The organism is Sulfitobacter sp. CB2047 (assembly GCF_000735125.2).
GTDB classification, from domain to species: Bacteria; Pseudomonadota; Alphaproteobacteria; order Rhodobacterales; family Rhodobacteraceae; genus Sulfitobacter; species Sulfitobacter pontiacus.
Genome location: NZ_CP072613.1, coordinates 1,403,775 through 1,428,976 on the forward strand (window position 1 = coordinate 1,403,775; position 25,202 = coordinate 1,428,976).

The 25,202-nt window shown below is 61.0% G+C and carries 23 protein-coding genes; 16 read left to right on the forward strand and 7 right to left on the reverse strand.

The features are described from left to right. Positions 1-85: 85 nt before the first annotated feature. The gene (locus tag IV89_RS06980; RefSeq protein WP_005854169.1) at positions 86-298 is read right to left on the reverse strand and encodes a DUF1127 domain-containing protein; all 213 of its coding nucleotides are present in this window, start codon (positions 296-298) and stop codon (positions 86-88) included. A 514-nt stretch (positions 299-812) separates the two neighbouring features. On the opposite strand from IV89_RS06980, the gene IV89_RS06985 reads away from it, so the two are divergent. The 8 genes from IV89_RS06985 (at position 813) to mraY (ending at position 10,332) form a co-directional block, all read left to right on the forward strand. After that, positions 813-1,883 carry an Mrp/NBP35 family ATP-binding protein gene (locus IV89_RS06985; RefSeq protein WP_037944530.1) on the forward strand — a complete coding sequence of 357 codons (1,071 nt, stop codon included), beginning with the start codon at positions 813-815 and terminating at the stop codon, positions 1,881-1,883. A gap of 768 nt (positions 1,884-2,651) precedes the next feature. Next, positions 2,652-3,155 carry a division/cell wall cluster transcriptional repressor MraZ gene (mraZ, locus tag IV89_RS06990; protein WP_081781250.1) on the forward strand — a complete coding sequence of 168 codons (504 nt, stop codon included), beginning with the start codon at positions 2,652-2,654 and terminating at the stop codon, positions 3,153-3,155. Between the two features lie 5 nt (positions 3,156-3,160). After that, positions 3,161-4,153 carry a 16S rRNA (cytosine(1402)-N(4))-methyltransferase RsmH gene (gene rsmH, locus IV89_RS06995; protein ID WP_037945057.1) on the forward strand — a complete coding sequence of 331 codons (993 nt, stop codon included), beginning with the start codon at positions 3,161-3,163 and terminating at the stop codon, positions 4,151-4,153. After that, the gene (locus tag IV89_RS07000; RefSeq protein WP_005854161.1) at positions 4,150-4,503 is read left to right on the forward strand and encodes a hypothetical protein; all 354 of its coding nucleotides are present in this window, start codon (positions 4,150-4,152) and stop codon (positions 4,501-4,503) included. The genes rsmH and IV89_RS07000 overlap by 4 nt, the downstream gene beginning before the upstream one ends. Then, complete coding sequence (locus tag IV89_RS07005; RefSeq protein ID WP_005854159.1) at positions 4,500-6,287, forward strand: penicillin-binding protein 2; 1,788 nt, start codon at positions 4,500-4,502, stop codon at positions 6,285-6,287. The genes IV89_RS07000 and IV89_RS07005 overlap by 4 nt, the downstream gene beginning before the upstream one ends. A 16-nt stretch (positions 6,288-6,303) precedes the next feature. Continuing rightward, positions 6,304-7,785, forward strand: a complete 1,482-nt coding sequence (locus IV89_RS07010) for a UDP-N-acetylmuramoyl-L-alanyl-D-glutamate--2,6-diaminopimelate ligase (protein WP_037944529.1) — start codon at positions 6,304-6,306, stop codon at positions 7,783-7,785. Continuing rightward, a complete protein-coding gene (murF, locus tag IV89_RS07015; protein WP_037944528.1) occupies positions 7,782-9,218 on the forward strand; it encodes a UDP-N-acetylmuramoyl-tripeptide--D-alanyl-D-alanine ligase in 1,437 nt (478 codons plus the stop codon). The genes IV89_RS07010 and murF overlap by 4 nt, the downstream gene beginning before the upstream one ends. Before the next feature lie 31 nt (positions 9,219-9,249). After that, positions 9,250-10,332 (forward strand): phospho-N-acetylmuramoyl-pentapeptide-transferase, encoded by a 1,083-nt coding sequence (gene mraY / locus IV89_RS07020; RefSeq protein ID WP_005854153.1) that lies wholly within the window; start codon positions 9,250-9,252, stop codon positions 10,330-10,332. A gap of 160 nt (positions 10,333-10,492) precedes the next feature. On the opposite strand, the gene IV89_RS07025 is transcribed toward mraY, so the two are convergent. Further along, a complete protein-coding gene (locus IV89_RS07025) occupies positions 10,493-11,404 on the reverse strand; it encodes a glutaminase (RefSeq protein WP_235183792.1) in 912 nt (303 codons plus the stop codon). A gap of 46 nt (positions 11,405-11,450) precedes the next feature. Here IV89_RS07025 and murD point away from each other — a divergent pair, with 46 nt between their 5' ends. Then, on the forward strand, positions 11,451-12,854 hold the full coding sequence (murD, locus tag IV89_RS07030) for a UDP-N-acetylmuramoyl-L-alanine--D-glutamate ligase (protein ID WP_037944527.1): 1,404 nt from the start codon (positions 11,451-11,453) through the stop codon (positions 12,852-12,854). Positions 12,855-13,114: 260 nt separating this feature from the next. Here murD and IV89_RS07035 read toward each other — a convergent pair whose 3' ends face one another. The 3 genes from IV89_RS07035 to IV89_RS07045 all read right to left on the reverse strand — a co-directional run bounded on the left by IV89_RS07035 (position 13,115) and on the right by IV89_RS07045 (position 15,441). After that, positions 13,115-13,618: a hypothetical protein gene (locus IV89_RS07035; RefSeq protein WP_051843965.1), complete on the reverse strand. Its 504-nt coding sequence runs from the start codon at positions 13,616-13,618 to the stop codon at positions 13,115-13,117. 12 nt (positions 13,619-13,630) lie between these two features. Further along, a complete protein-coding gene (locus IV89_RS07040) occupies positions 13,631-14,632 on the reverse strand; it encodes a YHYH protein (RefSeq protein WP_240558218.1) in 1,002 nt (333 codons plus the stop codon). A 263-nt stretch (positions 14,633-14,895) separates the two neighbouring features. Beyond that, positions 14,896-15,441, reverse strand: coding sequence for a TetR/AcrR family transcriptional regulator (locus tag IV89_RS07045; RefSeq protein ID WP_037944525.1), 546 nt, complete (start codon positions 15,439-15,441; stop codon positions 14,896-14,898). A 126-nt stretch (positions 15,442-15,567) separates the two neighbouring features. On the opposite strand from IV89_RS07045, the gene IV89_RS07050 reads away from it, so the two are divergent. The 3 genes from IV89_RS07050 to IV89_RS07060 all read left to right on the forward strand — a co-directional run bounded on the left by IV89_RS07050 (position 15,568) and on the right by IV89_RS07060 (position 18,826). Next, complete coding sequence (locus IV89_RS07050) at positions 15,568-16,248, forward strand: cupin domain-containing protein (RefSeq protein ID WP_037944524.1); 681 nt, start codon at positions 15,568-15,570, stop codon at positions 16,246-16,248. 189 nt (positions 16,249-16,437) lie between these two features. Then, the gene (locus IV89_RS07055; protein WP_037944521.1) at positions 16,438-17,523 is read left to right on the forward strand and encodes an FAD-dependent oxidoreductase; all 1,086 of its coding nucleotides are present in this window, start codon (positions 16,438-16,440) and stop codon (positions 17,521-17,523) included. A 97-nt stretch (positions 17,524-17,620) separates the two neighbouring features. After that, the gene (locus IV89_RS07060) at positions 17,621-18,826 is read left to right on the forward strand and encodes an MFS transporter (RefSeq protein WP_037944520.1); all 1,206 of its coding nucleotides are present in this window, start codon (positions 17,621-17,623) and stop codon (positions 18,824-18,826) included. A 219-nt stretch (positions 18,827-19,045) separates the two neighbouring features. On the opposite strand, the gene IV89_RS07065 is transcribed toward IV89_RS07060, so the two are convergent. Together IV89_RS07065 and IV89_RS07070 are read right to left on the reverse strand one after the other, a co-directional pair. Further along, the gene (locus IV89_RS07065; protein ID WP_037944519.1) at positions 19,046-19,429 is read right to left on the reverse strand and encodes a nuclear transport factor 2 family protein; all 384 of its coding nucleotides are present in this window, start codon (positions 19,427-19,429) and stop codon (positions 19,046-19,048) included. 140 nt (positions 19,430-19,569) lie between these two features. Further along, positions 19,570-20,751 (reverse strand): NAD(P)/FAD-dependent oxidoreductase, encoded by a 1,182-nt coding sequence (locus IV89_RS07070; protein WP_037944518.1) that lies wholly within the window; start codon positions 20,749-20,751, stop codon positions 19,570-19,572. Between the two features lie 113 nt (positions 20,752-20,864). Here IV89_RS07070 and IV89_RS07075 point away from each other — a divergent pair, with 113 nt between their 5' ends. The 4 genes from IV89_RS07075 (at position 20,865) to murC (ending at position 25,182) form a co-directional block, all read left to right on the forward strand. Beyond that, positions 20,865-21,392: a redoxin domain-containing protein gene (locus IV89_RS07075; protein ID WP_005854133.1), complete on the forward strand. Its 528-nt coding sequence runs from the start codon at positions 20,865-20,867 to the stop codon at positions 21,390-21,392. Positions 21,393-21,503: 111 nt separating this feature from the next. After that, positions 21,504-22,673, forward strand: a complete 1,170-nt coding sequence (gene ftsW / locus IV89_RS07080; protein WP_005854131.1) for a putative lipid II flippase FtsW — start codon at positions 21,504-21,506, stop codon at positions 22,671-22,673. After that, positions 22,670-23,770 carry a UDP-N-acetylglucosamine--N-acetylmuramyl-(pentapeptide) pyrophosphoryl-undecaprenol N-acetylglucosamine transferase gene (locus IV89_RS07085; protein ID WP_037944517.1) on the forward strand — a complete coding sequence of 367 codons (1,101 nt, stop codon included), beginning with the start codon at positions 22,670-22,672 and terminating at the stop codon, positions 23,768-23,770. Before ftsW ends, IV89_RS07085 begins: the two co-directional genes overlap by 4 nt. Further along, complete coding sequence (gene murC / locus IV89_RS07090) at positions 23,767-25,182, forward strand: UDP-N-acetylmuramate--L-alanine ligase (RefSeq protein WP_037944516.1); 1,416 nt, start codon at positions 23,767-23,769, stop codon at positions 25,180-25,182. Before IV89_RS07085 ends, murC begins: the two co-directional genes overlap by 4 nt. Positions 25,183-25,202 lie beyond the last annotated feature (20 nt).

Sequence of the window (25,202 nt, forward strand, 5' to 3'; positions counted from 1 at the left end):
CCGCCGGTCTCAGGGAGGAGGAGGAGACCCGAAGCTTTCTACAGGCACACAACAGGGAGGGTGCGTGTGCCCGATCCAGTATGATCTATGCAGCGTTGCGTGCTGTTTCCAGCGCGATGCCGCGGATTTGCGAGCGGCCCATGCCCAAGTCGTTCAGCTCGCGGTTGGACAAGGAGCTCAGCTCATTGAAAGTCGAGCGGTATACGCGGCGCTGCTTACGGCGAGTCTCGAGTGTGGACATCAGCGCGGCAAAGCGGTCTGCCAGTGTCGGTGCGGTTGTAGCGTTCAAGTAGGCCATCGGATACCTCGTCTTGTTTCGTCTGTGTTCGTTATCATTCGTCTTGTGTTGGTTATGTAGTAAAATGCTGCATCTGCACAATAGTCAGATCGTCAATGCTGCTATGCAGAAAATGCATGGGCAAAAGGTGACGTAACGTCTTGATCGGGAACAAAATAACCCTAGCGCAAACGCTTAAGTAGTCAGGAGGAATTGTATGAAAAAAAATGGCGACGATACCAGGGAGGAGGAGGGTATCGCCGCCGAAAACAAACACATCCGGGAGGAGGATGGATGAGTTTGGTCTTATTCTTGGCTCGCAGTGTCTGCGTTCCTGAAACCTTTTTGACCTATTTGCTGCGTTTGCACAATTCTCTAATTGTGCATTGCTGCCATGCAGCGAAAACATAGGGGTTTTGCGTAATTTTTGGGCGCTAAATGTTCGTTTTGCCTTGGTGCTGTGCGGCATGCGAACGTAGGGTTGCGATTTGGCCAGAAACTGCCATGTCAAAAGCAGTCTCGAAAGGAATATGTCATGCCGCTCTCTAAATCCGACGTCGAATCTGCTCTGGCCCGGGTGATGCTGCCGGATGGGAAATCTATCCTTGATCACGATCTGATCCGCGCTTTGACGGTCGAGGACGATGTGGTGCGCTTTGTTATAGAAGCCCCCAATGCGCAGGTCGCCGCGCAGATGGCCCCGCTGCGCGACGCGGCAGAGGCCGTGGTGCGCGAGGTTGATGGTGTTGGCAGCGTAACAGTCGCCCTGACGGCTCATGGCCCCGCGCCAAAGCAATCGGCCCCAAGCCTAAAGATTGGCGGGCACCCGAAGGCGCAGGATGGCCCGATGAAACCGGCTGGCGTGCAGCGCATTCTCGCCATTGGGTCGGGCAAGGGGGGCGTGGGCAAATCGACCGTGAGCTCGAACCTCGCCGTGGCGCTGGCGCGAGCAGGTCGCAAGGTCGGTTTGCTGGATGCCGATATATATGGTCCCAGTCAGCCGCGTATGATGGGGGTGAACAAGCGGCCCGCCTCGCCGGATGGGAAGACGATCACCCCGCTGCGCGCCCATGGTGTGACCCTGATGTCCATCGGTTTTATGATGGAGGAGGGGAAGGCTGTGGTCTGGCGTGGCCCGATGTTGATGGGCGCGCTGCAGCAGATGCTGGGGCAGGTAGAGTGGGGCGAGCTGGACGTTTTGCTTGTCGATCTGCCGCCGGGCACGGGCGATGTGCAGCTGACACTATGTACTAAATCCGAATTGTCCGGCGCGATCGTGGTGTCAACGCCGCAGGACGTGGCGCTGATCGATGCGCGCAAGGCGATTGATATGTTCAATACGTTGAAGACGCCCGTGTTGGGATTGATCGAGAATATGTCGCTGTTTGTCTGTCCTGATTGTGGGTCCGAACATGAAATCTTTGGTCATGGCGGGGTTGCAGCCGAAGCTGCGAAGATGGACGTGCCTTTGCTCGGCAGTTTACCCATCGATCTTGATACCCGGCTTTCGGGCGATGGTGGCACGCCGGTGGCCGCGGGGGATGGGCCGATGGCCCAGGCCTATGCCCGCATCGCCGAAGGTTTGATCAAGGGTGGGATGGCCTAAGGGGCAACCTCCTTCACGACCCTATCTGTACTCAACGCCGCGCAGCCCCCTGCGCGGCGTTTCGCGTTCATCGGCGTTGTGTGGACGTGCGTATGGGATCGCATGGGAAAACCTCATGGGAAAACATGGGAGATCGCCGGCCGGACCCTGCCGGATTGGCAAGGTGATTCGGCGGAAAATGGCTGTCTGAGGCGCGGAATCCTCAGTTTGCGCGATAAATCAGTTGCAATTGGTGTTGCGATCGGGGAACAAGCCGCGAACACAGGTTGTGGATAACTCTGTGGTCTAAAATTGTTGGGAAATTGTGGGAAATTTCAGCACGCGTTTTTAACCTCAATATGTTGTGTCTAAATTTAACATTTAGCCGATATAAGCTAAAAACGGCCGATATTTTTTTCCCACATGTTGATTTACAACCCTGTGCAAAACCAAATTTGGTGTGTATTTCCCAAAAAACTTATAGACGCCCATCAATTCCCATGGCATCCCTAGTACATCGGATGAGAACGAGACACGGGGCACCAAACGACCCCAACGACCAAATAAAACTCTAGCAGGTTCATACAGGCACCTCGCTTTCATCAGACCAAGAGATCCGGCGCGCGAGCGAGCAGACATCCCCCCAGGTGGCGCGCGCAGTCGGACTTCCCCGCCAAGGCGGGACGGGCGGCGGGTTGATCAGTGGCAGCAGATCAGCCCGCCGTTTCTACATCTACCGCCGGGGGCATGATTTTAGGGCGCACAAGCGTCGCAGGCAGGGACAAACACGTGAGCCGCAGGTTCAGAGGCGAAAGCCAACACAAGGTCGATACGAAGGGGCGGGTGTCTATCCCAGCCTCTTTTCGTCGTGTGTTGGAAGCCGGTGACCCGAATTGGCAAAACGGTGGCACGCCCGAGCTGGTGATCGTCTATGGCGACAGCCGCCGCAGCTATCTTGAATGCTATACCATGCAGGCCATCGAAGAGGTGGACGACAAGATCGACGCGCTGCCGCGCGGGTCAATGGAACGCAAGATGCTGCAGCGCCTGTTCCACGGTCAGTCCTTTCCCACATCGGTCGATGAAACGGGCCGCCTGGTTCTGCCAGCGAAGCTGCGCAACAAGATCGACCTGGAAAACGAAGCATTCTTTATCGCCGCCGGTGATACCTTCCAGATCTGGAAGCCCGAAACCTACGAGACCGAGGAAAAGGCCCGCGAAGAGGAATGGCTGGACGATCTGCCAGAAGACTTTGATCCGATGGCCTTCCTGGACGGCAAGCCGGAGGCTTGATCGATATGAGCGGACCCAGCGATACCCCCTCCGCCCCGCACACACCGGTTCTGCTGCGCCCCTTGCTGGCGGCGGTGGCCCCTGTGTCGGGGCGTTGGCTGGATGGCACCTTTGGCGCGGGCGGCTATACCCGTGGCCTGCTGGACGCGGGTGCTGCGCAGGTGGTGGCGGTGGACCGTGACCCGCTTGCGTTTGAAATGGCGCAGGCCTGGGCCGGCGACTATGGCGACCGGATCGTCATGCAGCGCGGCGTCTTTTCCAAGATGGACGATTATGCGCAGGATCTGGATGGGATCGTGTTGGATCTGGGCGTGTCCTCCATGCAGCTTGATCTGGCAGAGCGCGGGTTCTCTTTCATGCGTGACGGGCCGCTTGATATGCGGATGAGCCAGGACGGCCCCTCGGCGGCGGATATCGTCAACGAGGCCGAGGAAGAGGTGATTGCCAATATCCTGTTCCAATACGGTGAAGAACGTGCCAGCCGCCGCATCGCCAAAGCGATCGTACGTGCCCGCGAAGAGGCCCCGATCACCACAACGCTGGCGCTTGCAGGCTTGGTCGAAGGCTGTTTGCCGCGTTCGAAACCCGGCCAGTCGCATCCCGCGACCCGCAGCTTTCAGGCGCTGCGCATTGCGGTGAACAATGAATATGGCGAGCTGTTCAACGGGTTAATGGCGGCGGAACGTGCGTTGAAACCGGGTGGCCAGCTGGCCGTTGTGACCTTCCACTCGGTCGAAGACCGTATGGTCAAACGCTTCCTGACGGCGCGTGCGGGGGCAGGGGGCAACGCCAATCGCTTTGCGCCCGAAATTGAAACAGAAGCGCCGCAATTCAAGATCCTCAAGCGCAAGGCCATCGGGCCGGATGCGCAAGAGCTGGAAGAGAACCCGCGCAGCCGCTCGGCCAAGCTGCGCGTCGCAATTCGCACTGATGCGCCTGCGGGCAGCATCGATGCCAAGGCACTCGGCATGCCTATGGTCAGGGGATTAACCGTATGAGAACCGTGCTTTACATCCTAACCACCTTTTCGGTGATCGGGCTGGCCTTCTGGGCCTACCGCGAGAATTACGCGACCCAGCAAGCCCTGAGTGATGCCGATGACCTGCGCTATGAAATCCGCGAAGCCTACAGCCGTCTGGCCGTGCTCAAGGCGGAATGGGCCTATCAGAACCGCCCCGACCGTCTGCGCGATCTGGCAGAGCTCAACTTTGACCGGCTGAACCTTTTGCCGCTGCATCCCGACCAGTTCGGATCTATCGATCAGGTGAGCTACCCGCCGCTGCCAGAACTGCCGCTGTTCGAGATCACCGACGGCGTTGACGTATCCTCGATGGAGGCCCCCGAATGATCCGCACCCCGCTGCGCCCGCTGGCCCGTATTCTTGAAGCCCGTCAAAAGGGCGAAAACCCCGATGCGATCGAGCGCGAGAACAAGCGTATCCGCCACGAGCAGATGCGCGACGCCTCGCGGCAGCGCGCCGAGGGGCGTTTGCTGGTTCTGGGGGTCTTCTTCTTCTGCGCCTTCACAGTCGTGGGCGCGCGTATGGGGGTCATGGCGACCACCGACCCGACAGAGCCGCGCGCGGCGGCCCCCGGTTCCGTGATCTCGGCCACCCGCGCCGATATTGTGGATCGCAACGGCAATCTGCTGGCGACCAACTTTGAGACACATGCGCTTTATGCGCAGCCGCACCACATGATCGACCCGCAGGGGGCCGTGAAAAAGCTGATGGCCGTGTTCCCCGACCTGAACGAGGAACGCCTGCTGCGCGACTTTACCGGCAAGCGCAAGTTCTTGTGGATCAAGAAGAAAATCAGCCCCGAGCAGATGCAGGCCGTGCATGATATCGGCGAGCCGGGCTTGCTGTTTGCACCGCGTGACATGCGCCTTTACCCCAACGGGTCGCTTGCCGCGCATATCATGGGAGGGGCCAGCTATGGCCGCGAGGGTGTCCATGCCGCCGAGGTGATCGGCGTCGCGGGAGCAGAGAAATACTTTGACGATTATCTGCGCGATCCGGCCAATGGGAACAAACCGCTGGAACTGTCGATCGACATGACCGTACAGGCCGCGTCCGAGCGTATTCTTTATGGCGGCATGAAGCTGATGAACGCCAAGGGGGCGACCTCGGTCCTGATGGATGTCCACACGGGCGAGGTGATCAGCGCCGTATCCTTGCCCTCTTTCGACCCCAACGACCGGCCCCATGCCGCCGTCACAGGCGATGCGTCCGACAGCCCGCTGTTCAACCGGTCGGTGCAAGGCGTCTACGAGCTTGGCTCTGTCTTCAAGATTTTCACCGCGGCACAGGCGATCGACCTTGGCATTGCCACTGCGGATACGGTGATCGACACCTCTGGCCCGATGAAGGTCGGCGGCTTCCGCATCGGCGAATTCCACGGCAAGAACTACGGCAAGCAGACGGTGACAGGGATCATCGTGCACAGTTCCAACCGCGGGACAGGGCGGCTTGCGCTTGAGATCGGCGCGGAGCGTCAGCAGGAGTTCCTGAAAAACCTCGGGTTCTTTGAGCCAACCCCCTTCGAGATCGTCGAAGCCTCTGGCGGCAAGCCCTTGCTGCCGCAGCGCTGGCAAGAGTTGAGCACCGTAACCGTCTCCTATGGCCACGGCCTATCCTCCAGCCCGATGCATCTGGCGGCGGGCTATTCTGCCATCGCCAATGGCGGGCACAAGGTCACCCCGACGTTGCGCAAGCAATCCGGCCCCGTGGTCGGCCCCCGTGTGATGTCTGAACGCGCGGCGGCGGATGCCCGCGCAATGTTGCGTGCGGTGGTGACCGAAGGCACGGCCAGCTTTGCCGAAGTGCCCGGCTACCAGATCGGCGGCAAGACCGGTACGGCGGATAAACCCGGCCCCCGTGGTGGCTATCTTGAGGATACGGTCATCGCGACCTTTGCCAGCATGTTCCCGGCGCATGATCCCAAATACGTGCTGATCGTCACACTGGACGAACCTGTCGAGACCTCGGGCGACAAACCGCGCCGCACGGCCGGTTGGACAGCCGTGCCCGTGGCCGCGGAAATGGTCCGTCGCGTCGCGCCCCTGCTGGGTCTGCGACCGACTGTTGAACCGGACAGCCTCGCTGATATAACGCTCTCCAGCAGCAACTAATATAAAGAGCGTCCCCATGGGCACACAGGCCGTCCCGTTATCCTCCCTTGGTCTGACCGCGAAAGGGGGGGGCAACCCGCCCATTGCAGGTATCAGCGTCGACAGCCGTCAGGTCCAGCCCGGCACCCTCTTCGCCGCCATGCCCGGCAGCAAGGTCCACGGGGCCGAGTTTATCCAATATGCGCTGCGCATGGGCGCGGTGGCGGTGTTGACCGACGCCGAGGGGGCCACGCTGGCCGCTGACGCGCTGGCACAGGCCGAGGTCGCCCTTGTCGTCACCGATGCCCCCCGCGAGGCGCTGTCGCGCGCGGCAGCCCTATGGTACGGCGCGCAGCCGCAGACGATGATTGCCGTCACCGGCACCAATGGCAAAACCTCTGTCAGCACCTTCGTGCGGCAAATCTGGATCGAGATGGGGCTGGCGGCTGTCAACCTTGGCACCACTGGCGTCGAAGGCGCATGGACGGCACCGCTGGCGCATACCACACCCGAGCCCATCACCCTGCACCGCACTCTGGCCGAGGCCTCTACCAACGGTATCACCCATGCCGCGATGGAGGCGTCGAGCCACGGGCTGGACCAGCGGCGGCTGGATGGCGTCACGCTCAAGGCGGCGGGGTTCACGAATTTTACCCAAGACCATCTCGACTACCACGAGACCTTCGACGCCTATTTCGACGCCAAGGCCGGACTGTTCTCGCGGGTGCTGCCCGAGGACGGCACGGCGGTGATCAATATCGATGATCCCAAAGGGGTCGATATGGTCGCTATCGCACGCGCCCGTGGCTGCGAGGTGATTACCGTGGGGCGCGACGGCGGCGATCTGCATCTGACCGGCCAGCGCTTTGATGCGACGGGGCAGGACCTGCGGTTCAGCTATCGCGGCAAGACCTACCAGAAACGTCTGAACCTCATTGGCGGGTTTCAGGCGGACAACGTGTTGCTCGCGGCGGGGCTGGTGATTGCCTGCGGGGCGGACCCCGCCCATGTGTTCGATACTCTGCCGCATCTGACCACCGTGCGCGGCCGTATGCAGCTTGCCGCCACGCGGGACAATGGCGGGGCGGTGTTTGTGGATTACGCCCATACCCCCGACGCCATCGCCACCGCGCTGCAAGCGATGCGCCCCCATGTCATGGGCCGGCTGGTCGCTATCGTGGGCGCAGGCGGCGACCGTGACCGTGCCAAACGCCCGCTGATGGGGCAGGCGGCGGCGGCCCATGCGGATCTGGTGTTCGTGACCGATGACAACCCGCGCTCCGAAGATCCGGCGACCATCCGTGCCGCCGTCATGGAGGGCGCGCCAGAAGCGACCGAGGTGGGCGACCGTGCCGAGGCGATCCTGCGGGGCATCGACGCCATCGGCACGGGCGACGCGCTGCTGATCGCGGGCAAGGGCCATGAAACCGGACAGACCATCGGTGACGATGTGCTACCCTTTGATGATGTGGAACAGGCCAGCGTCGCCGTCGCGGCGCTGGATGGGAGATTGGCATGAGCTTGTGGACAGCAAAAGAGGCCGAAAGCGCCACCGGCGGCCGCGCCATCGGGGACTGGAGCTGTGATGGCGTGTCGATTGATACCCGTACCCTTGCACCGGGGGATCTGTTTGTCGCGCTGAAAGACGTGCGCGACGGGCATGATTTCGTCGCCATGGCGCTGGAAAAAGGGGCCGGGGCCGCGCTGGTCACCCATGTGCCCGAGGGCGTGGCCGAGGATGCACCGCTGCTGATCGTCGAGGATGTGCTGAGGGGCCTTGAGGCGCTTGGTGCCGCCGCGCGGGCCCGCACGCAGGCCAAGGTCGTCGCGGTGACGGGCAGCGTCGGCAAGACCTCGACCAAGGAAATGCTGCTTGCGATCTTTGCCGACCAGGGGCGGGCGCATGCCTCTGTCGACAGCTATAACAACCACTGGGGTGTGCCGCTGACACTGGCGCGGATGCCTGCGGATACGGAATATGCCGTGATCGAAATCGGCATGAACCACCCCGGAGAGATCTCTCCGCTGGCGCAGATGGCCAAGCCGGATGTCGCGATGGTCACCACCGTCGCCGCCGTGCATCTGGAAGCCTTTGCCAATGTCGCGGAAATCGCGGTCGAGAAAGCCGCCGTTTTTGACGGGCTGCAACCGGGGGGCGTGGCGGTGATCAACGCAGACATCGAACACGCCGCGATCCTGATGGCCAAGGCCGTGGATCGCCGCCTGCGCGAGGTCGAATTTGGCGAGCATGGCTATCAGTACAAACTGCTGGACGTGCAGGTGCAGGGCGACACCACCGTGGTGCGCGCCGACGCCGACGGCACACCACTGCTGTTCAAGATCGGAACGCCGGGGCGGCATTTCGCGATGAACGCCTTGGGGGCCTTGGCGTCTGCACAGGCCATGGGCGCGGATCTGGCGCTGGCTGCGGCCTCGTTGGGACGCTGGACACCGTATAAGGGGCGCGGCGTGCGAGAGGTCATCCATCTCGACGTGGTCGACACCCATCTGACGTTGAACCTGATTGATGACAGCTATAACGCGAACCCCACCTCGATGGCCGCCGCCCTAGAGGTGCTGGCCGCCGCCGAGGTGACCCATGATATCGGCCGCGTCAGCAAGGGGCGGCGCATCGCCTATCTGGGCGACATGAAAGAACTGGGACCGGACGAGATCGCCCTGCACGCAGGGCTCGCGCATCTCGACGCCACCAAAAAGCTGGATGTGATCCACTGTGTGGGCCCGCTGATGAAGTCGCTTTATGACCTGCTGCCCGCGCATCAACGCGGGGAATGGGCCGAGACCGCCGCCGATCTGCTGCCCGCGCTTTCGTCGCATCTGGACAGTGGCGATGTTGTGCTCGCCAAAGGCTCCTTGTCCATGAAACTAGGGCTGATCGTTGACGCGATCCGCAAAATGGGCCATCCGGTCCAGAATGAACGACAGGGCTAAGCCCACAAGATTTTGAGTTAGGACGCGTACGATGCTCTATTGGTTGACCCTCCTGTCAGATGGCGGCGATTTCTTTAACCTTTTCCGCTACATCACCTTCCGCGCCGGTGGGGCCTTCCTGACAGCGCTGGTGTTTGGCTTTCTGTTCGGCAAGCCGCTGATCGCCGTGCTGCGCAAACGGCAGGGCAAGGGCCAACCGATCCGGGATGACGGTCCAGAGGGGCATTTTGTCAAGGCGGGGACGCCGACCATGGGCGGGCTGCTGATTGTGGGGGCCTTGCTGACCTCCACCCTGCTGTGGGCGCGGCTGGACAACCCGTTTGTCTGGATGGTGCTGCTGGTAACAATGGCATTTGCCGCCATCGGGTTTGCCGATGACTACGCCAAGGTCAGCAAGCAGACGACCGCTGGTGTTTCCAGCAGAATGCGTCTGTTGCTGGGCTTTATCATCGCGGGCAGCGCGGCCTATTGGGCGGCGCAGTTCCACCCCGCAGAGCTGCAGAACCAACTGGCGCTGCCCGTGTTCAAGAACACGCTGATCAACCTTGGGTATCTGTTCGTGCCCTTCTCGATCATCGTGATCGTGGGGGCGGCGAATGCGGTGAACCTGACGGACGGGCTGGACGGGCTGGCGATCATGCCGGTGATGATCGCCGCCGGGGCGCTTGGCGTGATCGCCTATGCCGTCGGCCGCGTCGATTTCACAGAATATCTGGACGTGCACTATGTGCCGGGGACGGGCGAGATTCTGGTCTTTACCGCCGGTATCTTTGGCGGTGGTCTGGGCTTTTTGTGGTATAACGCGCCCCCCGCCGCGGTCTTTATGGGCGACACCGGATCGCTGGCCCTTGGCGGCGCATTGGGGGCCATCGCGGTTGCCACCAAGCACGAATTGGTGCTGGCCATCGTCGGCGGCCTGTTTGTGGTCGAGGCGCTGTCGGTGATCATTCAGGTGCTCTATTTCAAACGCACGGGCAAACGTGTTTTCCTGATGGCACCGATCCACCATCACTATGAAAAGAAAGGCTGGGCCGAGCCGCAGATCGTCATCCGCTTCTGGATCATCTCTTTGATCCTCGCGATGATCGGGCTGGCGACGCTGAAGGTCCGCTGAGCCGTTTATCAAAGCGGAAAGAAACAAGAGGGCGCGCTGCAGGGATGTGGCGCGCTTTTTTTATGGCGGACGGGGGCCAGCCCCCGCGCGGCCAAGGGGCCGCGTCCCCCGGAGTTTATTTGGCAAAATGAAGGGCGGCGGAGGCTGGACGCGGGTGGCGTCAGAAGATCGACCAGCCCATTTCGCGCGCGAGGCGAGCCATGGCCTGGGTGCCTTTCTTCGAGTTGCCATAGCGGTTCAGGCCAGGGGACCAGACGGCGATGCTGGCGCGGCCGGGGACGATGGCAAGGATACCGCCGCCCACACCGGATTTCGCCGGAAGCCCTACGCGGTAGGCAAAATCGCCCGACCCATCATAATGCCCGCAGGTGAGCATCAGCGCATTGAGGCGCCGGATGCGGGGCGGCAGGATCATGCGGGGCAGCTTGTCGGTTTCGATCAGGAACCGTCCGGCCATGGCCAGTTGCCGCGCGGACATGTCGATGGCGCAGTGGTGAAAATAAGTGCCGAGCGTCTTCTCCGGCGGGTTGTTCAGGTTTCCGCAGGAGGCCAGAAAATGCGCCAAGGCAAAGTTGCGGTGGCCATGGGCGGTTTCAGAGGCCGCGACGGTTTCGTTGATGTGGATGTCGTCGTCACTGGCAGCGGCGCGCACGAATTGCAGGATTTCGGCAAGGGTCTCGCGCGGTTCGCGGCCCGTGAGCACCTCGTCCGTGGTGACAATGGCACCGGCGTTGATGAACGGATTGCGCGGGCGGCCCTGTTCGGCCTCAAGCTGCACGATGGAATTGAACGCACGCCCCGATGGCTCGCGGCCCACGCGCTTCCACAGCTGGTCGCCTGACCGTCCAAGGGCGATGGCAAGGGTGAAGACCTTGGTGATGGATTGCACGGAAAACGGCGTATCGGCATCGCCGGCGGTAAAGACCTCGCCGTCCGCGGTGGTGATCGCGATACCGAATTGTGCAGGATCGACAGAGGCCAGCTGCGGGATATAGGCTGCCACGTCTCCCCAGTCATCCGTGGCGCGCATGTCGGCGTTGAGCTGGGCTAAAATCTCTGGCAGAGGGGGCATAAGGGGCTCCGAAAGTTTCAGGGTCATCGCTAACAGGAGAGCAGGCATGATACCAGTTCAAGGTTTGACCGGCGCAAAGGTCGCCATTCTGGGGCTCGGGCGGTCGGGGCTGTCTGCGGCCCGTGCGCTGGCCGCCGGGGGCGCTGTGCCTGTTTGTTGGGATGACAACCCCGCCGCCCGCGCCGCCGCGCAGGCCGAAGGGTTCGATTGTGTGGATCTGGGCAAAGCCGGCGTCTTTGATGACATCGCGCGGCTGATCGTATCGCCCGGCATCCCGCATCTTTATCCGGCACCGAACCCGGTGATCGTCGCCGCGCAGGACGCAGCTGTGCCGGTGGACAATGACATCGGGCTGTTCTTTCAAAGCTTCGCGACGCTGGCCTGGGATAATTTTGACGTTGTGCCCAAGATAATCGCGATCACCGGGTCGAACGGGAAATCCACCACCTCGGCGTTGGTGCATCACATTCTCAAGCACGCGGGCCGCCCGACGCAGCTGGCGGGAAACATCGGTCGCGGCGTGCTGGACATAGAGCCTGCCATTGACGGCGAGGTCGTGGTGCTGGAGCTGTCTAGCTACCAGACCGATCTGGCGCGCAATCTGACGCCGGATGTCGCCGTCTTCACCAACCTTAGCCCCGATCATCTGGATCGCCATGCGGGCATGGGCGGCTATTTCGCGGCCAAACGGCGGCTCTTTGCTGAAGGCGGGCCGGATCGTGCCGTCATTGGCGTGGATGAACCCGAAGGGCGTTTTCTGGCGGGACAGCTCAGCGAAGGGGCGGCCGACGACCGGGTGATCCGCGTGTCGGTGGACCGCAAGCTTACAGGTCTTGGTTGGCAGGTCTTCGCACGCAAAGGCTTCTTGTCGGAATATCGCGGCGGCAAGCAGATCGGCTCCATCGATCTGCGCAGCATCACCGGCTTGCCCGGCGCGCATAACCACCAGAACGCCTGTGCCGCCTATGCCGCCTGTCGCACGCTGGGGTTCGCGCCCAAGATCATCGAAGCGGCGTTCCATTCCTTTGGCGGCCTGCCGCACCGCAGCCAGACCGTGGGCGAGGCGGACGGCGTGCGCTTCGTCAACGACAGCAAGGCGACCAATGTGGACAGTGCGGTCAAGGCACTGGCGGCGTTCAGGAACATCCGCTGGATCTGCGGCGGGCTTGAGAAAGAGGGCGGTTTGGGCAGTTTGTCAGAACCGCTGGAGACGGTGCGCAAAGCCTATGTGATCGGGCGCGAGGCGGCGCAGTTTGCCATGAAACTGGGGGTCGAGGCCGAGGTCTGTGGCACGATGGACGTCGCGGTTGCACGCGCTGTCGAGGATGCAGAGGCGGGGGACGTCGTTCTGCTGGCCCCTGCGGCGGCGAGCTTTGACCAATACGACAGTTTCGAGCGCCGCGGAGAGGATTTTGTCGCGCAGGTGCAGAAGCATCTGACGGACGCGTAACTGCGTTTTTGGGGAAGGAGCGCCGCATGAACACTGATTGCGGTGTTTCGGTCTGCTCCGGTCCAGATCGTGGCGGGTGACTGGTTGTTTGATCGGGGCCATCGGATAATTGACGGCTTGTTCGGGGATGCAGATTTCGAGGCCGTCTATCGAAGAAAAAGGTCTTGATCCTAATCGTCTGCGGCCGAGAACCGACGAGATTTACTTGCGGCGTATCGGGCGTGCGCGACAAGAGGTTCGGCGTTCTTTCGAGGGACGACCTATGGGGTGGCCTCGGGGATGAAAACCTTGACGGTTGATGAAATTGGAACGCCGTTTACCGACCACGCGCTGTGATCATTTGCGTTCAATGTCACTCTGACTTCATTCTCGCCCGGCACCAGTGAGGTGCCTGACAGATGATACCAGTTGGAATAGACCCGCGCTATTTTCACGCCATTCACATAGATATGGGCATGGCCTTCGTTGTCTTGCGGTGCGTGATTGATCGCCGCGGGTGTGAACTTGAAATGAACGGGCAGGATCTGAACATTATACCCGCCCATGACGTCAGGAAATACCAGATGCGTGACGCTTGGCTGTGGCAGTTCGGCAGAGACGTCGCGCGGAGGATGCCGGTGCGCTTGCACCGCGCCGGGCGCGCTTGCCATATCCATCGTTGCCTTGCCGATGTCAGGTGAAATGGGGGCGCGCGACATCGGAAAAAGCGTCGTGACCACGACAGCCATCGACGCCCCGATTATGGCATAGGCGAGTTTTTCCACCAGATCCGGTCTTTACTGGCCGGGTGCGGGCATAGCTGCGCGCAGGTCGGCTTCGCTGACGCCAAGTGCCTGAGCTGCCGCGGCAAAGTCCGGCGGGCGCGTGTCACCAAGTGCCCCGACCAATTCAGCCTCGGTGATGCCCAGTTGATCGGCAACTGCAGCAAAATCCGGTGCGGCACCACCGCCACCGGGGCCATTGTTCGCGGCCACGTCGACCTCACCATGGTAGCAGTCGATCATATAGGGCGCTTCATCTGCTGTGAGGTGGTAGTGGTAAATCCCTTCCGGGAATTCAGGTGTCGGGCCGGAGTGGCCGCTGCACGCATCCAGATCGTCATTCACCACGACAATGCCACCGACATCATTGTTGCCATAGACAGGAAAGCCGTCGGCCAAAACACCGATCATCCGCGAATGTTGCCCGGCTTGCGCCGCGGCCTCGGCGATACAAACAGGGATGCCATGATAGTGGTAATTCGTCCCGTCCACGAGCGTGTGCCCGTTGCAGTTGTCCAGAAATGCCACGTGATCATGAACAACCTGATCGTCAATCGCAACGACGGAGCGGTCGGGGTTCTCGTAATCGTTGAAAATCTGTGCGCCGCTCAAGGCCACGCCAATTCTCCCCAGCGAGGTATTCGTTGATGTATCCGAATAGACAGGCTGGGTTGTGATTGTCGCGTCGATCTCGGTCTCTTGGAAGTAATCGGCAGAGTTTTGCACGTCAAAGAATTCCAGCGGCTTGTCGGCAAAAGGTTGATCGTTTGGATTGCTTGGAATCAAGTATTGTTCCGCAAAGCCGTGGTCCGGGATGCCGTTGGATTGGAAGCGGAAGGTTTTTGCGTCAGCATCGACCGTGATCTTGACATGATCTGCCCAATTTGCCGCTTGAACGACCGCCGCAGTGTCATTCGACTGTTTCACATTCTGAGCCGATGAAGGCGAATAGATCAGGGATGCGGCGGCCAGCACAACCGATGCGGCGGCTGTCCCATAGAGAGTTTTCTTGGACATGATTTTCTGATCTCCCATGAGATGTCGGTATCTTTACTTCCAACTTCGGGTCGAAGCGCTGCTAAGCCGAAGCTAGGCCTTAAACGGACACGTGCCAACTTTCCGTCGTTTTTATTCAACAGAAATATAGCGCCCTAGAATTTTCCGAGCGCGGGCATTCTCTTTACGGGGTCAAGATGACGCGCTTGATCCTTCGGGCGGCGATCCGGTTTACTTTCGTACAAACGCAGTTCACGGCAGTCGAGAGCGCTGCCGTATCGACGTCAAATCTTGGCGATACTTCGGATCGCGGCCTTGGCAATCTGGTCGAACATCGCACGATCGTCGGAGGATGACGCAACGATCATGCCGCCTTCCAGCGCCGCGACGATGAGGCAGGACGTGTCCTCGGGGTTTTCGACGCCATTGCGTTGGAACAGGTCAAGCAGCCATAACCTGTTCATTTTGAAGAATGCCTTTGTTTTCTGGTTTACATTCTTGGGCAGCCCGATCGCTTCTGCGCCCATGATCGCGCAAAGACAGATGGTTTCGTCCAAGACCAGCGCCTGAGAGTAAAGCGCAACGTAGCTGTCCAACGCCGTTTGCAAGCTGGCCGTATCGATCTGTTCAAGGTGCTCCTTGAACTGGCTGGTGTAGCGATCCACCAAAGCTTCGCCCAGATCGGGTTTGGTCGGGAAGTGATAGTGAACGCTTGCGCTTTTGATGCCGACATCGCTTGCCAGGTCGCGAAAACTCATCGCCGAGAAACCCGCACCACGGACACGCTTTTCAGCGGCATCAAGGATTTTGTCTTTCATTGTCTGCGGCATTTGCGGCTCCTGTCTATCATGTGGTAGATAGGTGTTGACAGCGAGGAGGGCAATATCTAACTGGAAGCCTATCAACTGATAGGTAGCTATGTAGCGCCGCTTCGCGCTGAACCGGAAGGATGTACCATGGACCTGAACGCAAATTTTGATGAACGTGCTGTTGTACATTCGGATCGGCAGCCGTGGGTCGCATCTCCGATGAAAGGCGTGGACCGGCGGATGCTGGACCGGATCGGGGATGAAGTCGCGCGGGCGACGACCATCGTCCGCTATGCGCCGGGCAGCGCGTTTTCGGCGCACACCCATACCGGCGGCGAAGAGTTTCTGGTGCTTGAGGGCGTGTTTCAGGATGAACACGGTGACTTTCCGGTCGGCACCTACGTGCGCAACCCGCCAACGTCTTCGCACACCCCAAGCTCTGCATCAGGGGCGACGATCTTCGTCAAGCTGTGGCAGTTCGACATGGATGACCGTCAGCAGATCACCATAGACACCACCACCCAGACCCCGCAGCCGGTGCGTGCGGGTGTTTCAGTGATCCCGCTGTTCGAGGATGCGCACGAACGGGTGCGGATCGAGATTTGGGAGCCCAGCGTGGCAGTGACACAGGCCGGCCACAGCGGGTTCGAAGCCCTTGTGGTCGAAGGAAGCTTTATCGAAGGGGATGAGGTCTTCGGGGTCAATTCCTGGCTGCGCCTACCGCCCCACACGCCGCTGAACGCTGTTTCCGGCCCTGATGGGGCGCGGCTTTGGGTCAAATCTGGCCATCTTGCGGAAACGCCAACAGCCCCCAATGCCGGATGTTGAGATGGCAGACCCACTTGCAATCATTGGCGGGGCGGGTGCCGGTCTTGCTAACCGCGCCCTACACAGAATGGACCCTATACGGATGATGAAGTCAGCCGATATTGCCCGCACCTATCTGGCGCTGGCGGATCAACCACGGTCCACCTGGACCCATGAGCTGGACCTCGGGCCGATGGGAGAGGCGTTCTGATGCAGACCGATGTTCTGATTGTGGGCGGTGGTCTGTCGGGTCTTGCGCTTGCCGACCATCTGGCCCGCCAAGGCCGTGATTTTTTGCTGGTTGAAGCGCAGGACCGCCTTGGCGGGCGCATCCTTACACAGGAGTTTTCGGGCGGCGCGTTCGACCTTGGGCCTGCGTGGTTCTGGCCGGGGCAGCCGCGCATGGCGGCCCTCGCGGAGCGCTTTCAGATCCCTGTGTTTGGGCAGTTCTCGACGGGTGACTTGGTCTATCAAGAGCAAAACGGCGCCGTGCAGCGCGGACGCGGCTACGCCTCTATGGAGGGGTCCTACCGCTTGGCCGGTGGGATCGGCTCTGTGGTGCAAGCTTTGGCCAAAGGGTTGGATCCGGCGAAGATCATGACCAATACGCGGCTGACGTCGGTCGCGCATTCGGCGGGCAAGATCACAGCGCAGGTTGATCAAAACGGCACAGCGCAGATCATCACGGCCAACAGGATCGTGATGGCCATGCCGCCTCGGGTCATTGCAGATACCGTTTCCTTTGAACCCGCGCTGGATGCGGGCCAAATGCAGGCATTGCAAGACACGCCGACCTGGATGGCCGGTCAGGCCAAGATCGTTGCGGTTTACGATCAGCCTCATTGGCGACATGCCGGGCTGTCCGGCGACGCCATGAGCCAGCAAGGGCCGATGGTCGAAATCCACGATGCTTCGCCAAGACAGGGCGGTCCCTATGCGCTCTTCGGTTTTGTCGGGGTTCCTGCGGATGCGCGTGTCCAGCACAAAGATGAGATGATGCGCCTTGCGGTGACGCAGCTTACGGCGCTGTTCGGTCCGGAAATGGCCAACCCGATGCACCTTGTTTTGCAAGACTGGGCGACCATTCCCCACATCGCGCGCCCACAGGACCGACAACCGGTTCGAAGCCATCCCCGCTATGGTTTGCCGTCCAACCTGCATGCCCTGTCAGCACGCGGGATGATATTTGCGTCGACCGAAACCGCCCCGGAATTCGGAGGCTTTCTTGAGGGCGCATTAGAGGCGGCCGAACATGCGGCCAGCACGCTGGCGCTGCACGACCCCATGCAGACCTGATCACCGCCCGCCCGCATGATTTTGGGCATGCAATATAGAAATGAAAGCACGCCGCGCCAAGCCAATCCAACGGGCATGGTGCCCATACAAATGATATATGATGACTCAGACAATAGACACGACTGAAACCGCCGGGTTCCGCCGCAACCTGACGGTGCTGATCCTCGCCCAATCTTTAGGGGCTGCCAGCGGACCGATTGTGATCTCGCTGGGGGGATTGGTTGGTCAGGACCTCGCAACTGACCCTGCTTTGGCGACCCTTCCGGTCAGCATCTATAATCTTGGGCTTGCCCTTGGAACGGTGCCTGCCGCTTGGATCATGCGACAATACGGGCGGCGCAGCGGTTATCTTCTGGGCGCGATGATCGGCGTGTTGTCGGGATTGGTCGCCGCTGGTGCGATATCCTTTGGGGCGTTCATATTCTTCTGTTTGGGAACGTTTCTGGCGGGGCTCTATGCGTCCTATGTACAGTCTTACCGTTTCGCAGCTGCCGACGGGCGCGAAGGGGCAGACAGGGGGCGCGCCATTTCATGGGTCATGGTCGGCGGGCTGATCGCTGCCATTATCGGCCCGCAACTGGTCATTGCCACGCGCGACGCTGTGCCGGGCGTGCCCTTTGCGGGCAGTTTCCTGAGCCAAGCGGCGCTGGCGCTCATCGCGTTTTTTGTTCTGACCCGGTTAAGGGGCCGCCAACCCGCAGCGACAGCCCAAACGTCTTCCGATGACGGGGGGCGCACCGTGCTCCAACTTCTGGCGTCGCCTAAATACATGCTTGGGGTCGCCGCTGGCGTGGTGTCTTACGGGCTTATGTCATTTGTCATGACGGCCGCACCGCTGGCGATGGTCGGGTGCGGGCATTCGATTGACCACGCAGCCTGGGGTATTCAGTGGCATGTGCTGGCGATGTTCGCGCCAAGCCTTGTGACGGGCAAGCTGATCGCCCGGTTCGGCAAGGAAAAGGTCACCGCCGCTGGCCTGATCATCATCGGCATTTCAGGTGCTGTTGCGCTGACCGGTCTGGATCTGAGGCATTTCTTTATCTCTCTCATCCTTCTTGGGATCGGATGGAACTTTGGCTTCATCGGAGCGACTGCGATGGTGGCTGCCGCGCATACAGAGGCCGAGCGCGGGCGTGCCCAAGGGCTGAATGATTTCGCCGTTTTCGGCACAGTCGCGGCACTTTCGTTCTTTTCTGGCGCGTTGATGCAGGCGTCGGGATGGCACCTCATCAATCTCTTGATGTTTCCCTTTATCGCCATCGTGCTTGCGCCATTGGTCTGGCAAGCGGCGCGACGCTTATAGGGCGGTGCCAATACTGTCTCAAAAACTGGCAACGTACCGCCAACCTCAAGGAAGAACTTAACATGCCTAATGTGCAAGTTCATATAACTGTGACGCTTGTTGGGGGTGGCGGCACGTTGATTGTTTACGCTGATAAAGGGCTTGCGGCACGGCCCTGGGGAAAAATGCCAACGCATAGCTTTGACCTTTCATTGCTGTGCTCGCACGGCATTCATTGCATCAAAACATCCCGTTGTCGTTGTTACTTTGTACAGGCATTTCCTGAAGCACGTCCCAATGCTCGACGATCTTGCCTTGATCATCGAGACGGAAAATGTCCATCCCTGCATAATCGGGACCGTTGGGCCAGAGCTGATGGCAATGCAGGATCACATGATCGCCGTCCACGAATGACCGCTTGACCTCGACATGTTTGCCCGGATGTTCGCGTGCCATCCGTTCGAAATAGTCAACGAAGGCCGCCTTGCCGTCCGCCACATGGGGATTGTGCTGAATGTACTGCGCTCCGGCGTAGCGCGCGATGGCGTCGGCGGGGCGGCAATCATTGAACATCATTTCGTAAAAGGCGATGACGTTGGCCTTGTCGGTTTCTGGGTCACGCATGGTCTTCCTTTCTGGATTTACCGATAGTGTGGCGCATGTCTGCATTGGGGAAGCTGCATTGCGGGGTCGACGGTGTCGGTCTGGGGGCGCTGCCCCCGCCGCCTGTGGCGGCTCCCCCGGGATTTAGGGCCATTTGGAAATTACTGCTTCTGTGCGATATCTGCGGCGCAGGCCATGGCGGAGGACCAGGCCCATTGGAAGTTATAGCCGCCCAGCCATCCGGTCACATCGACGGCCTCGCCAATGAAGTAGAGACCGGGGCGTGTCTTGGCCTCCAGTGTTTTGGAGGACAGCGCGTCGGTGTCGATACCGCCGAGGGTGACTTCGGCGGTGCGGTAGCCTTCGGTGCCAGAAGGGGTCATCACCCAATGCGACAGCCTGTCGATCAGGGTGCCGAGTTTTGCATCCGACCAATCGGCGAGGTTGCCGCCAAGGTCCATGATCCCCGCCAGATGATCCACCAGCCGCGCGGGCAGGTGGTGGGAAAGCTCTGTCGTCAGGTTGCGGCGGCCATAGGTCTGGCGTTGGCTGCGCAGCTTGGCCAGCAGATCACTGTCGGGCAGCAGGTTCACTGTGATCGGCGCGCCTTCGGTCCAGTAGCTTGAAGCTTGCAGCACGGCAGGGCCCGAGAGGCCACGGTGGGTGAACAGCAAGGCTTCGTCAAAGGAGGGGCCTTGGGCAGTCACCCGCGCGGGCGTTGCGGTGCCGGATATGGGCGCGAAACGGGCGTCGGTAAAGGTGAAGGGCACCAGCCCCGCCCGCGTGTCGGTGACGGGGATACCCATCTGCGCGGCGATCTCGTAGGCGCGCCCCGTCGCCCCCATCTTGGGGATGGATTTCCCGCCAGAGGCAACGACAAAGTTGCGCGTAGTGATCGGCGTGGTGCCGTCGGGCGTGTGCAAGGTCATGCTATATCCGGCATCACGCGCAGCGATATCGGTCAGCGTGCTGTGCAGCCGCAGATCGACACCGGCTTTTTGCATCAGGCCGCGCAGCATGGCGACGATCTCTTTGGCGGAGGTGTCGCAGAAGAGCTGGCCGAGGGTCTTTTCGTGCCACGCGATCCCATGTGCGTCTACCAGTTCGATGAAATCCCACTGCGTATAACGTGCCAGCGCCGATTTTGCGAAATGGGGGTTGGCGCAGATGAAGGCATCGGACGTGCAGTGCATATTGGTGAAATTGCAGCGCCCGCCGCCCGAAATGCGGATTTTCTCGCCCGGTGCTTTGGCGTGATCCACGACCAGCACCGATCCGCCCGCGTGGGCCGCGCACATCATGCCTGCGGCCCCTGCGCCTAAAATTACCGTATCATATTGCATGGCCCCGCCATAGCCCCCGCCACACAAGCCGGTCAAGTGGCCGTGAGCGGGGTGGTAACCCGGCACATGAAGACTAATTCCGTGAGAGACGAAGCAATTAAAGGAGAGACCCGATGAACGTATTGGACGCAGGCAACGCATTCCCGAAACTGACCGTGGCAGAGCTGCAAGGCGGCATGTTGACCCTTGGCACCCCGCGGGGCGATCATGATTGGCAGCTGGTGGTCGTCTATCGCGGTCTGCATTGCCCGATCTGCAAAAAGTACCTGTCGACGCTGGACGGGCTGGTCGCGGATTTCAACAAGGCAGGTGTGGACGTTGTTGCCGTGTCGGGTGATCCGAAAGACAAGGCGCGCGAGATGGCGCAAGAGCAGGATCTGTCCCTGACCATCGGCTATGACATGAGCATCGCACAGATGCGCGAACTGGGGCTCTATGTCTCTGACCCGCGCAGCCCGCAAGAAACCGATCAGCCTTTCGCAGAGCCCGGCGTTTTCGTGGTGAATGGCGACGGTAATATCCAGATCCTCGACATCTCGAACGCGCCCTTCGCGCGGCCTGATCTGGAGGGGCTGCTGAACGGGATCAAGTTTGTGCGTGACAACGACTATCCGATCCGCGGCACGCACGCGGGGGCATAGGCAGCTTTGCGCGGGGCTGGTTAAAACAGACTAGCCCCGCGTAACCTTTCGCGCTACACTGCAAGCTAGACCCCGAAAAGGGGCGGAACGAGGCAGTGTAAGGCAGGTCCCATGACAGAAATGGTCTATGGCGCGGTTCCCGTTCGGGATGGCGAACCGATTCTTCCCAAATGGTGGCGTACGATCGACAAATGGGCGATGTCCTGCATCCTCCTGCTGTTTGCCGTGGGCATGTTGCTGGGGCTGGCGGCCTCCCCGCCGTTGGCCGCGAAAAACGGCTTTGACTCTTTTCACTATGTGCAGCGACAGGCTGTTTTCGGTGTGCTTGCCGTGATTGCCATGGTGCTAACATCGATGATGACGCCGGTGATGGTGCGGCGTCTGGCGATTGTCGGCTTTCTGGTGTCCTTTGTGGCGCTGGCCTTGCTGCCGTTCTTTGGCACCGACTTTGGCAAAGGTGCTGTGCGCTGGTATTCCATGGGCTTTGCGTCCTTCCAGCCGTCAGAGTTCCTCAAGCCCGGTTTTGTCGTTGTGGCGGCGTGGATGATGGCGGCCGCGCTCGAGATCAACGGCCCTCCGGGCAAAACATGGTCCTTTGCGCTGTGTATTTCCATCGTGCTGATGCTGGCGTTGCAGCCCGACTTTGGTCAGGCCTGTCTGGTCCTGTTCGGCTGGGGAGTCATGTATTTCGTCGCCGGTGCGCCGTTGGTGCTGCTGGTGGGCATGGCCGGGCTGGTCGTCTTGGCGGGGACTTTCGCCTATTCCAACTCTGAACACTTTGCCCGACGGATTGATGGGTTCCTGTCGCCCGACATCGATCCGCGCACGCAGCTTGGCTATGCCACCGATGCGATCCGCGAAGGCGGTCTGTTCGGGGTCGGCGTGGGCGAGGGGCAGGTGAAATGGTCGCTGCCCGATGCGCACACCGATTTCATCATCGCCGTTGCTGCCGAAGAATACGGCCTGATCCTCGTGATGTGTGTGATCGCGCTTTACGCCGTGATCGTGGTGCGGTCGCTGCTTCGTCTGGTGCGCGAGCGGGATCCCTTTATCCGTCTGGCCGGCACCGGGCTGGCCTGCATGTTCGGCGTGCAGGCGATGATCAACATGGGCGTGGCTGTGCGGCTGCTGCCCGCCAAGGGTATGACGCTGCCTTTCGTTAGCTACGGCGGGTCGTCGGTGATTGCCTCTGGCATCGCCGTGGGCATGTTGCTGGCGTTTACCCGGACCCGACCACAGGGCCAGATCTCTGATCTATTGGGCCGGAGCCGTGCCCGATGACGGCGCCGCTGCTGGTTATCGCCGCAGGAGGGACAGGCGGGCATATGTTTCCCGCCCAAGCACTTGCCGAAGTCATGCTGGCGCGGGGCTGGCGGGTAAAGCTGTCCACCGACGCGCGGGGGGCGCGCTATACCGGTGGTTTCCCCGAGGCGGTCGAGATTCAGCAGGTCAGCAGCGCCACTTTCGCGCGCGGCGGTCTGGTGGCCAAGGCCATCGCGCCGTTTCGTATTCTGGGCGGTGTGCTTGGCGGCATTTTCGGTATGCTGCGCGACAAGCCCGATGTGGTTGTCGGCTTTGGCGGGTATCCGTCGATTCCCGCGCTGACAGCGGCCTGGGTGCTGCGCAAACCCCGGATGATCCACGAACAAAACGGCGTGCTCGGTCGGGTCAATGATCTGTTTTCCAAACATGTTGATGCCGTGGCTTGCGGCACATGGCCGACCACATTGCCCGATGGTGTCAGCGCCGAACACACCGGCAATCCGGTGCGTGCCGCGGTGCTGGAGCGTGCGGGCGCGGGCTATATCGCGCCGGGTGACTACCCGATGGAGCTGTTGGTGATGGGCGGCAGCCAGGGCGCGCGCATCTTAAGCGAGGTGATTCCCCCCGCCATTGCCGATCTGCCGATGGAACTGCTACGCAATATCCGTGTCAGCCATCAGGCGCGGGACGAGGACGGCCAGCGGGTCGCAACCTTTTACGCGGAGAACGGGATCAATGCCGATGTGCAGCCGTTTTTCCATGACGTGCCGCGGCGCATGTCCGAAGCCCAGCTGGTGATCAACCGCGCTGGCGCGTCCAGCGTTGCCGATATCTCTATCATCGGGCGGCCCTCGATCCTGATCCCCTTTGCGGCGGCGACGGGCGATCATCAGACGGCCAATGCCCGTGGATTGGTGGACGCCGGTGCCGCGATCATGGTGCCCGAAAACATGGCCAACCCCGACAGTCTGCGTGCCCAGATCGAAATGGTTCTGACCCATGCAGAGGGCGCACAGCAGATGGCGCGCGCCGCCCTGTCTGTCGCCAAGCCGGACGCCGCAGAAGAACTCGCCCAGATGGTGGAAACCCTGGCAACCGAAGGAAAGAAACGATGAACGCAGCCACGAAACTCCCCACCGATGTGGGCCCGATCCATTTCGTGGGTATTGGCGGTATCGGCATGTCCGGCATTGCCGAGGTGTTGTTGAACCACGGCTACCGCGTGCAGGGGTCGGACCTGAAATCGACCAAGATCACCGACCGTCTGGTGGACCTTGGCGCGACGGTGTTCGAAGGGCAGGAGGCCGCGAATATCGAAGGGGCCGCCGTGGTCGTGATCTCTTCGGCGATCAAGCCGGGCAACCCTGAACTGGATGCCGCACGGGTGGCGGGCCTTCCCATCGTGCGCCGCGCCGAGATGCTGGCAGAGCTGATGCGCCTGAAATCCAACATTGCGGTGGCAGGAACCCACGGCAAGACCACCACAACGACGATGGTGGCCGAACTGCTGGTCAACGGCGGGATCGATCCGACGGTGGTGAACGGCGGGATCATCCATGCTTACGGGTCGAACGCGCGGATGGGGCAGGGCGAATGGATGGTGGTCGAGGCGGATGAATCCGACGGCACCTTCAACCGTCTGCCCGCGACCATTGCCATCGTGACCAATATCGACCCCGAGCATATGGAGCATTGGGGCGACTTCGATACCCTGCGCAAAGGATTTCTGGATTTCGTCTCGAACATTCCTTTCTACGGGCTGGCGGTCTGCTGTATCGACCACCCCGAGGTGCAGGCTTTGGTCGGCAAGATCACCGACCGCCGTGTCATGACCTATGGCTTCAACACCCAGGCCGACGTGCGCGCGGTCAACCTGCACTACAAGGCGGGCGTTGCGCATTTCGATATCATGTTCCAGACCGAAGGCATCACGATCAAGGATTGCAGCCTGCCGATGCCCGGGGATCACAACGTGTCAAACGCGATGGCGGCGGTTGCCGTGTCGCGCCACCTTGGCATGAAAACCGAAGAAATCCGTGCCGCTCTTGCCGGGTTCGGCGGCGTGAACCGTCGCTTTACCAAAGTGGGCGAAGTGGATGGCGTGACGATCATCGACGACTACGGTCATCACCCGGTCGAGATTACCGCCGTGCTGAAAGCCGCACGTCAGGCCACCGAAGGGCGCGTGATCGCGGTCCACCAGCCCCATCGCTACAGCCGCTTGCACCACCATTTCGAGGAATTTTGCGCCTGTTTCAACGATGCCGATGTTGTTGGCATCGCCGAGGTCTATGCCGCGGGCGAGGCCCCGATCGAGGGCGCAGGGCGCGATGATCTGGTCGCAGGGTTGATCCGTCATGGTCACCGCCACGCCCGCGCCGTCCAAAGCGAGGATGATCTGGCGCGGCTGGTCCGCGAACAGGCAGGGCCGGGGGATATGGTTGTCTGCCTTGGGGCAGGGACAATCAGCACCTGGGCCAACGCCTTGCCTGCCGCGCTTGAAGCCTTGAAGAAGGAACCCGTCTGAATGGCGCGGACCCCATCATA

Excerpts from the sequence above, each read along its gene's own strand:
- IV89_RS07070 (WP_037944518.1), bottom strand. The coding sequence starts at position 20,751 with ATGCAATATGATACGGTAATTTTAGGCGCAGGGGCCGCAGGCATGATG.
- IV89_RS07065 (WP_037944519.1), bottom strand. The coding sequence starts at position 19,429 with ATGCGTGACCCAGAAACCGACAAGGCCAACGTCATCGCCTTTTACGAA.
- IV89_RS06985 (WP_037944530.1), top strand. The coding sequence starts at position 813 with ATGCCGCTCTCTAAATCCGACGTCGAATCTGCTCTGGCCCGGGTGATG.
- murF (WP_037944528.1), top strand. The coding sequence starts at position 7,782 with ATGAGCTTGTGGACAGCAAAAGAGGCCGAAAGCGCCACCGGCGGCCGC.
- IV89_RS07075 (WP_005854133.1), top strand. The coding sequence starts at position 20,865 with ATGAACGTATTGGACGCAGGCAACGCATTCCCGAAACTGACCGTGGCA.
- murC (WP_037944516.1), top strand. The coding sequence starts at position 23,767 with ATGAACGCAGCCACGAAACTCCCCACCGATGTGGGCCCGATCCATTTC.
- rsmH (WP_037945057.1), top strand. The coding sequence starts at position 3,161 with ATGAGCGGACCCAGCGATACCCCCTCCGCCCCGCACACACCGGTTCTG.
- IV89_RS07010 (WP_037944529.1), top strand. The coding sequence starts at position 6,304 with ATGGGCACACAGGCCGTCCCGTTATCCTCCCTTGGTCTGACCGCGAAA.
- IV89_RS07025 (WP_235183792.1), bottom strand. The coding sequence starts at position 11,404 with ATGCCCCCTCTGCCAGAGATTTTAGCCCAGCTCAACGCCGACATGCGC.
- IV89_RS07085 (WP_037944517.1), top strand. The coding sequence starts at position 22,670 with ATGACGGCGCCGCTGCTGGTTATCGCCGCAGGAGGGACAGGCGGGCAT.
- IV89_RS07060 (WP_037944520.1), top strand. The coding sequence starts at position 17,621 with ATGATGACTCAGACAATAGACACGACTGAAACCGCCGGGTTCCGCCGC.
- IV89_RS07000 (WP_005854161.1), top strand. The coding sequence starts at position 4,150 with ATGAGAACCGTGCTTTACATCCTAACCACCTTTTCGGTGATCGGGCTG.
- IV89_RS07050 (WP_037944524.1), top strand. The coding sequence starts at position 15,568 with ATGGACCTGAACGCAAATTTTGATGAACGTGCTGTTGTACATTCGGAT.
- IV89_RS06980 (WP_005854169.1), bottom strand. The coding sequence starts at position 298 with ATGGCCTACTTGAACGCTACAACCGCACCGACACTGGCAGACCGCTTT.
- IV89_RS07055 (WP_037944521.1), top strand. The coding sequence starts at position 16,438 with ATGCAGACCGATGTTCTGATTGTGGGCGGTGGTCTGTCGGGTCTTGCG.
- IV89_RS07005 (WP_005854159.1), top strand. The coding sequence starts at position 4,500 with ATGATCCGCACCCCGCTGCGCCCGCTGGCCCGTATTCTTGAAGCCCGT.
- IV89_RS07045 (WP_037944525.1), bottom strand. The coding sequence starts at position 15,441 with ATGCCGCAGACAATGAAAGACAAAATCCTTGATGCCGCTGAAAAGCGT.
- ftsW (WP_005854131.1), top strand. The coding sequence starts at position 21,504 with ATGACAGAAATGGTCTATGGCGCGGTTCCCGTTCGGGATGGCGAACCG.
- mraY (WP_005854153.1), top strand. The coding sequence starts at position 9,250 with ATGCTCTATTGGTTGACCCTCCTGTCAGATGGCGGCGATTTCTTTAAC.
- murD (WP_037944527.1), top strand. The coding sequence starts at position 11,451 with ATGATACCAGTTCAAGGTTTGACCGGCGCAAAGGTCGCCATTCTGGGG.
- IV89_RS07040 (WP_240558218.1), bottom strand. The coding sequence starts at position 14,632 with ATGTCCAAGAAAACTCTCTATGGGACAGCCGCCGCATCGGTTGTGCTG.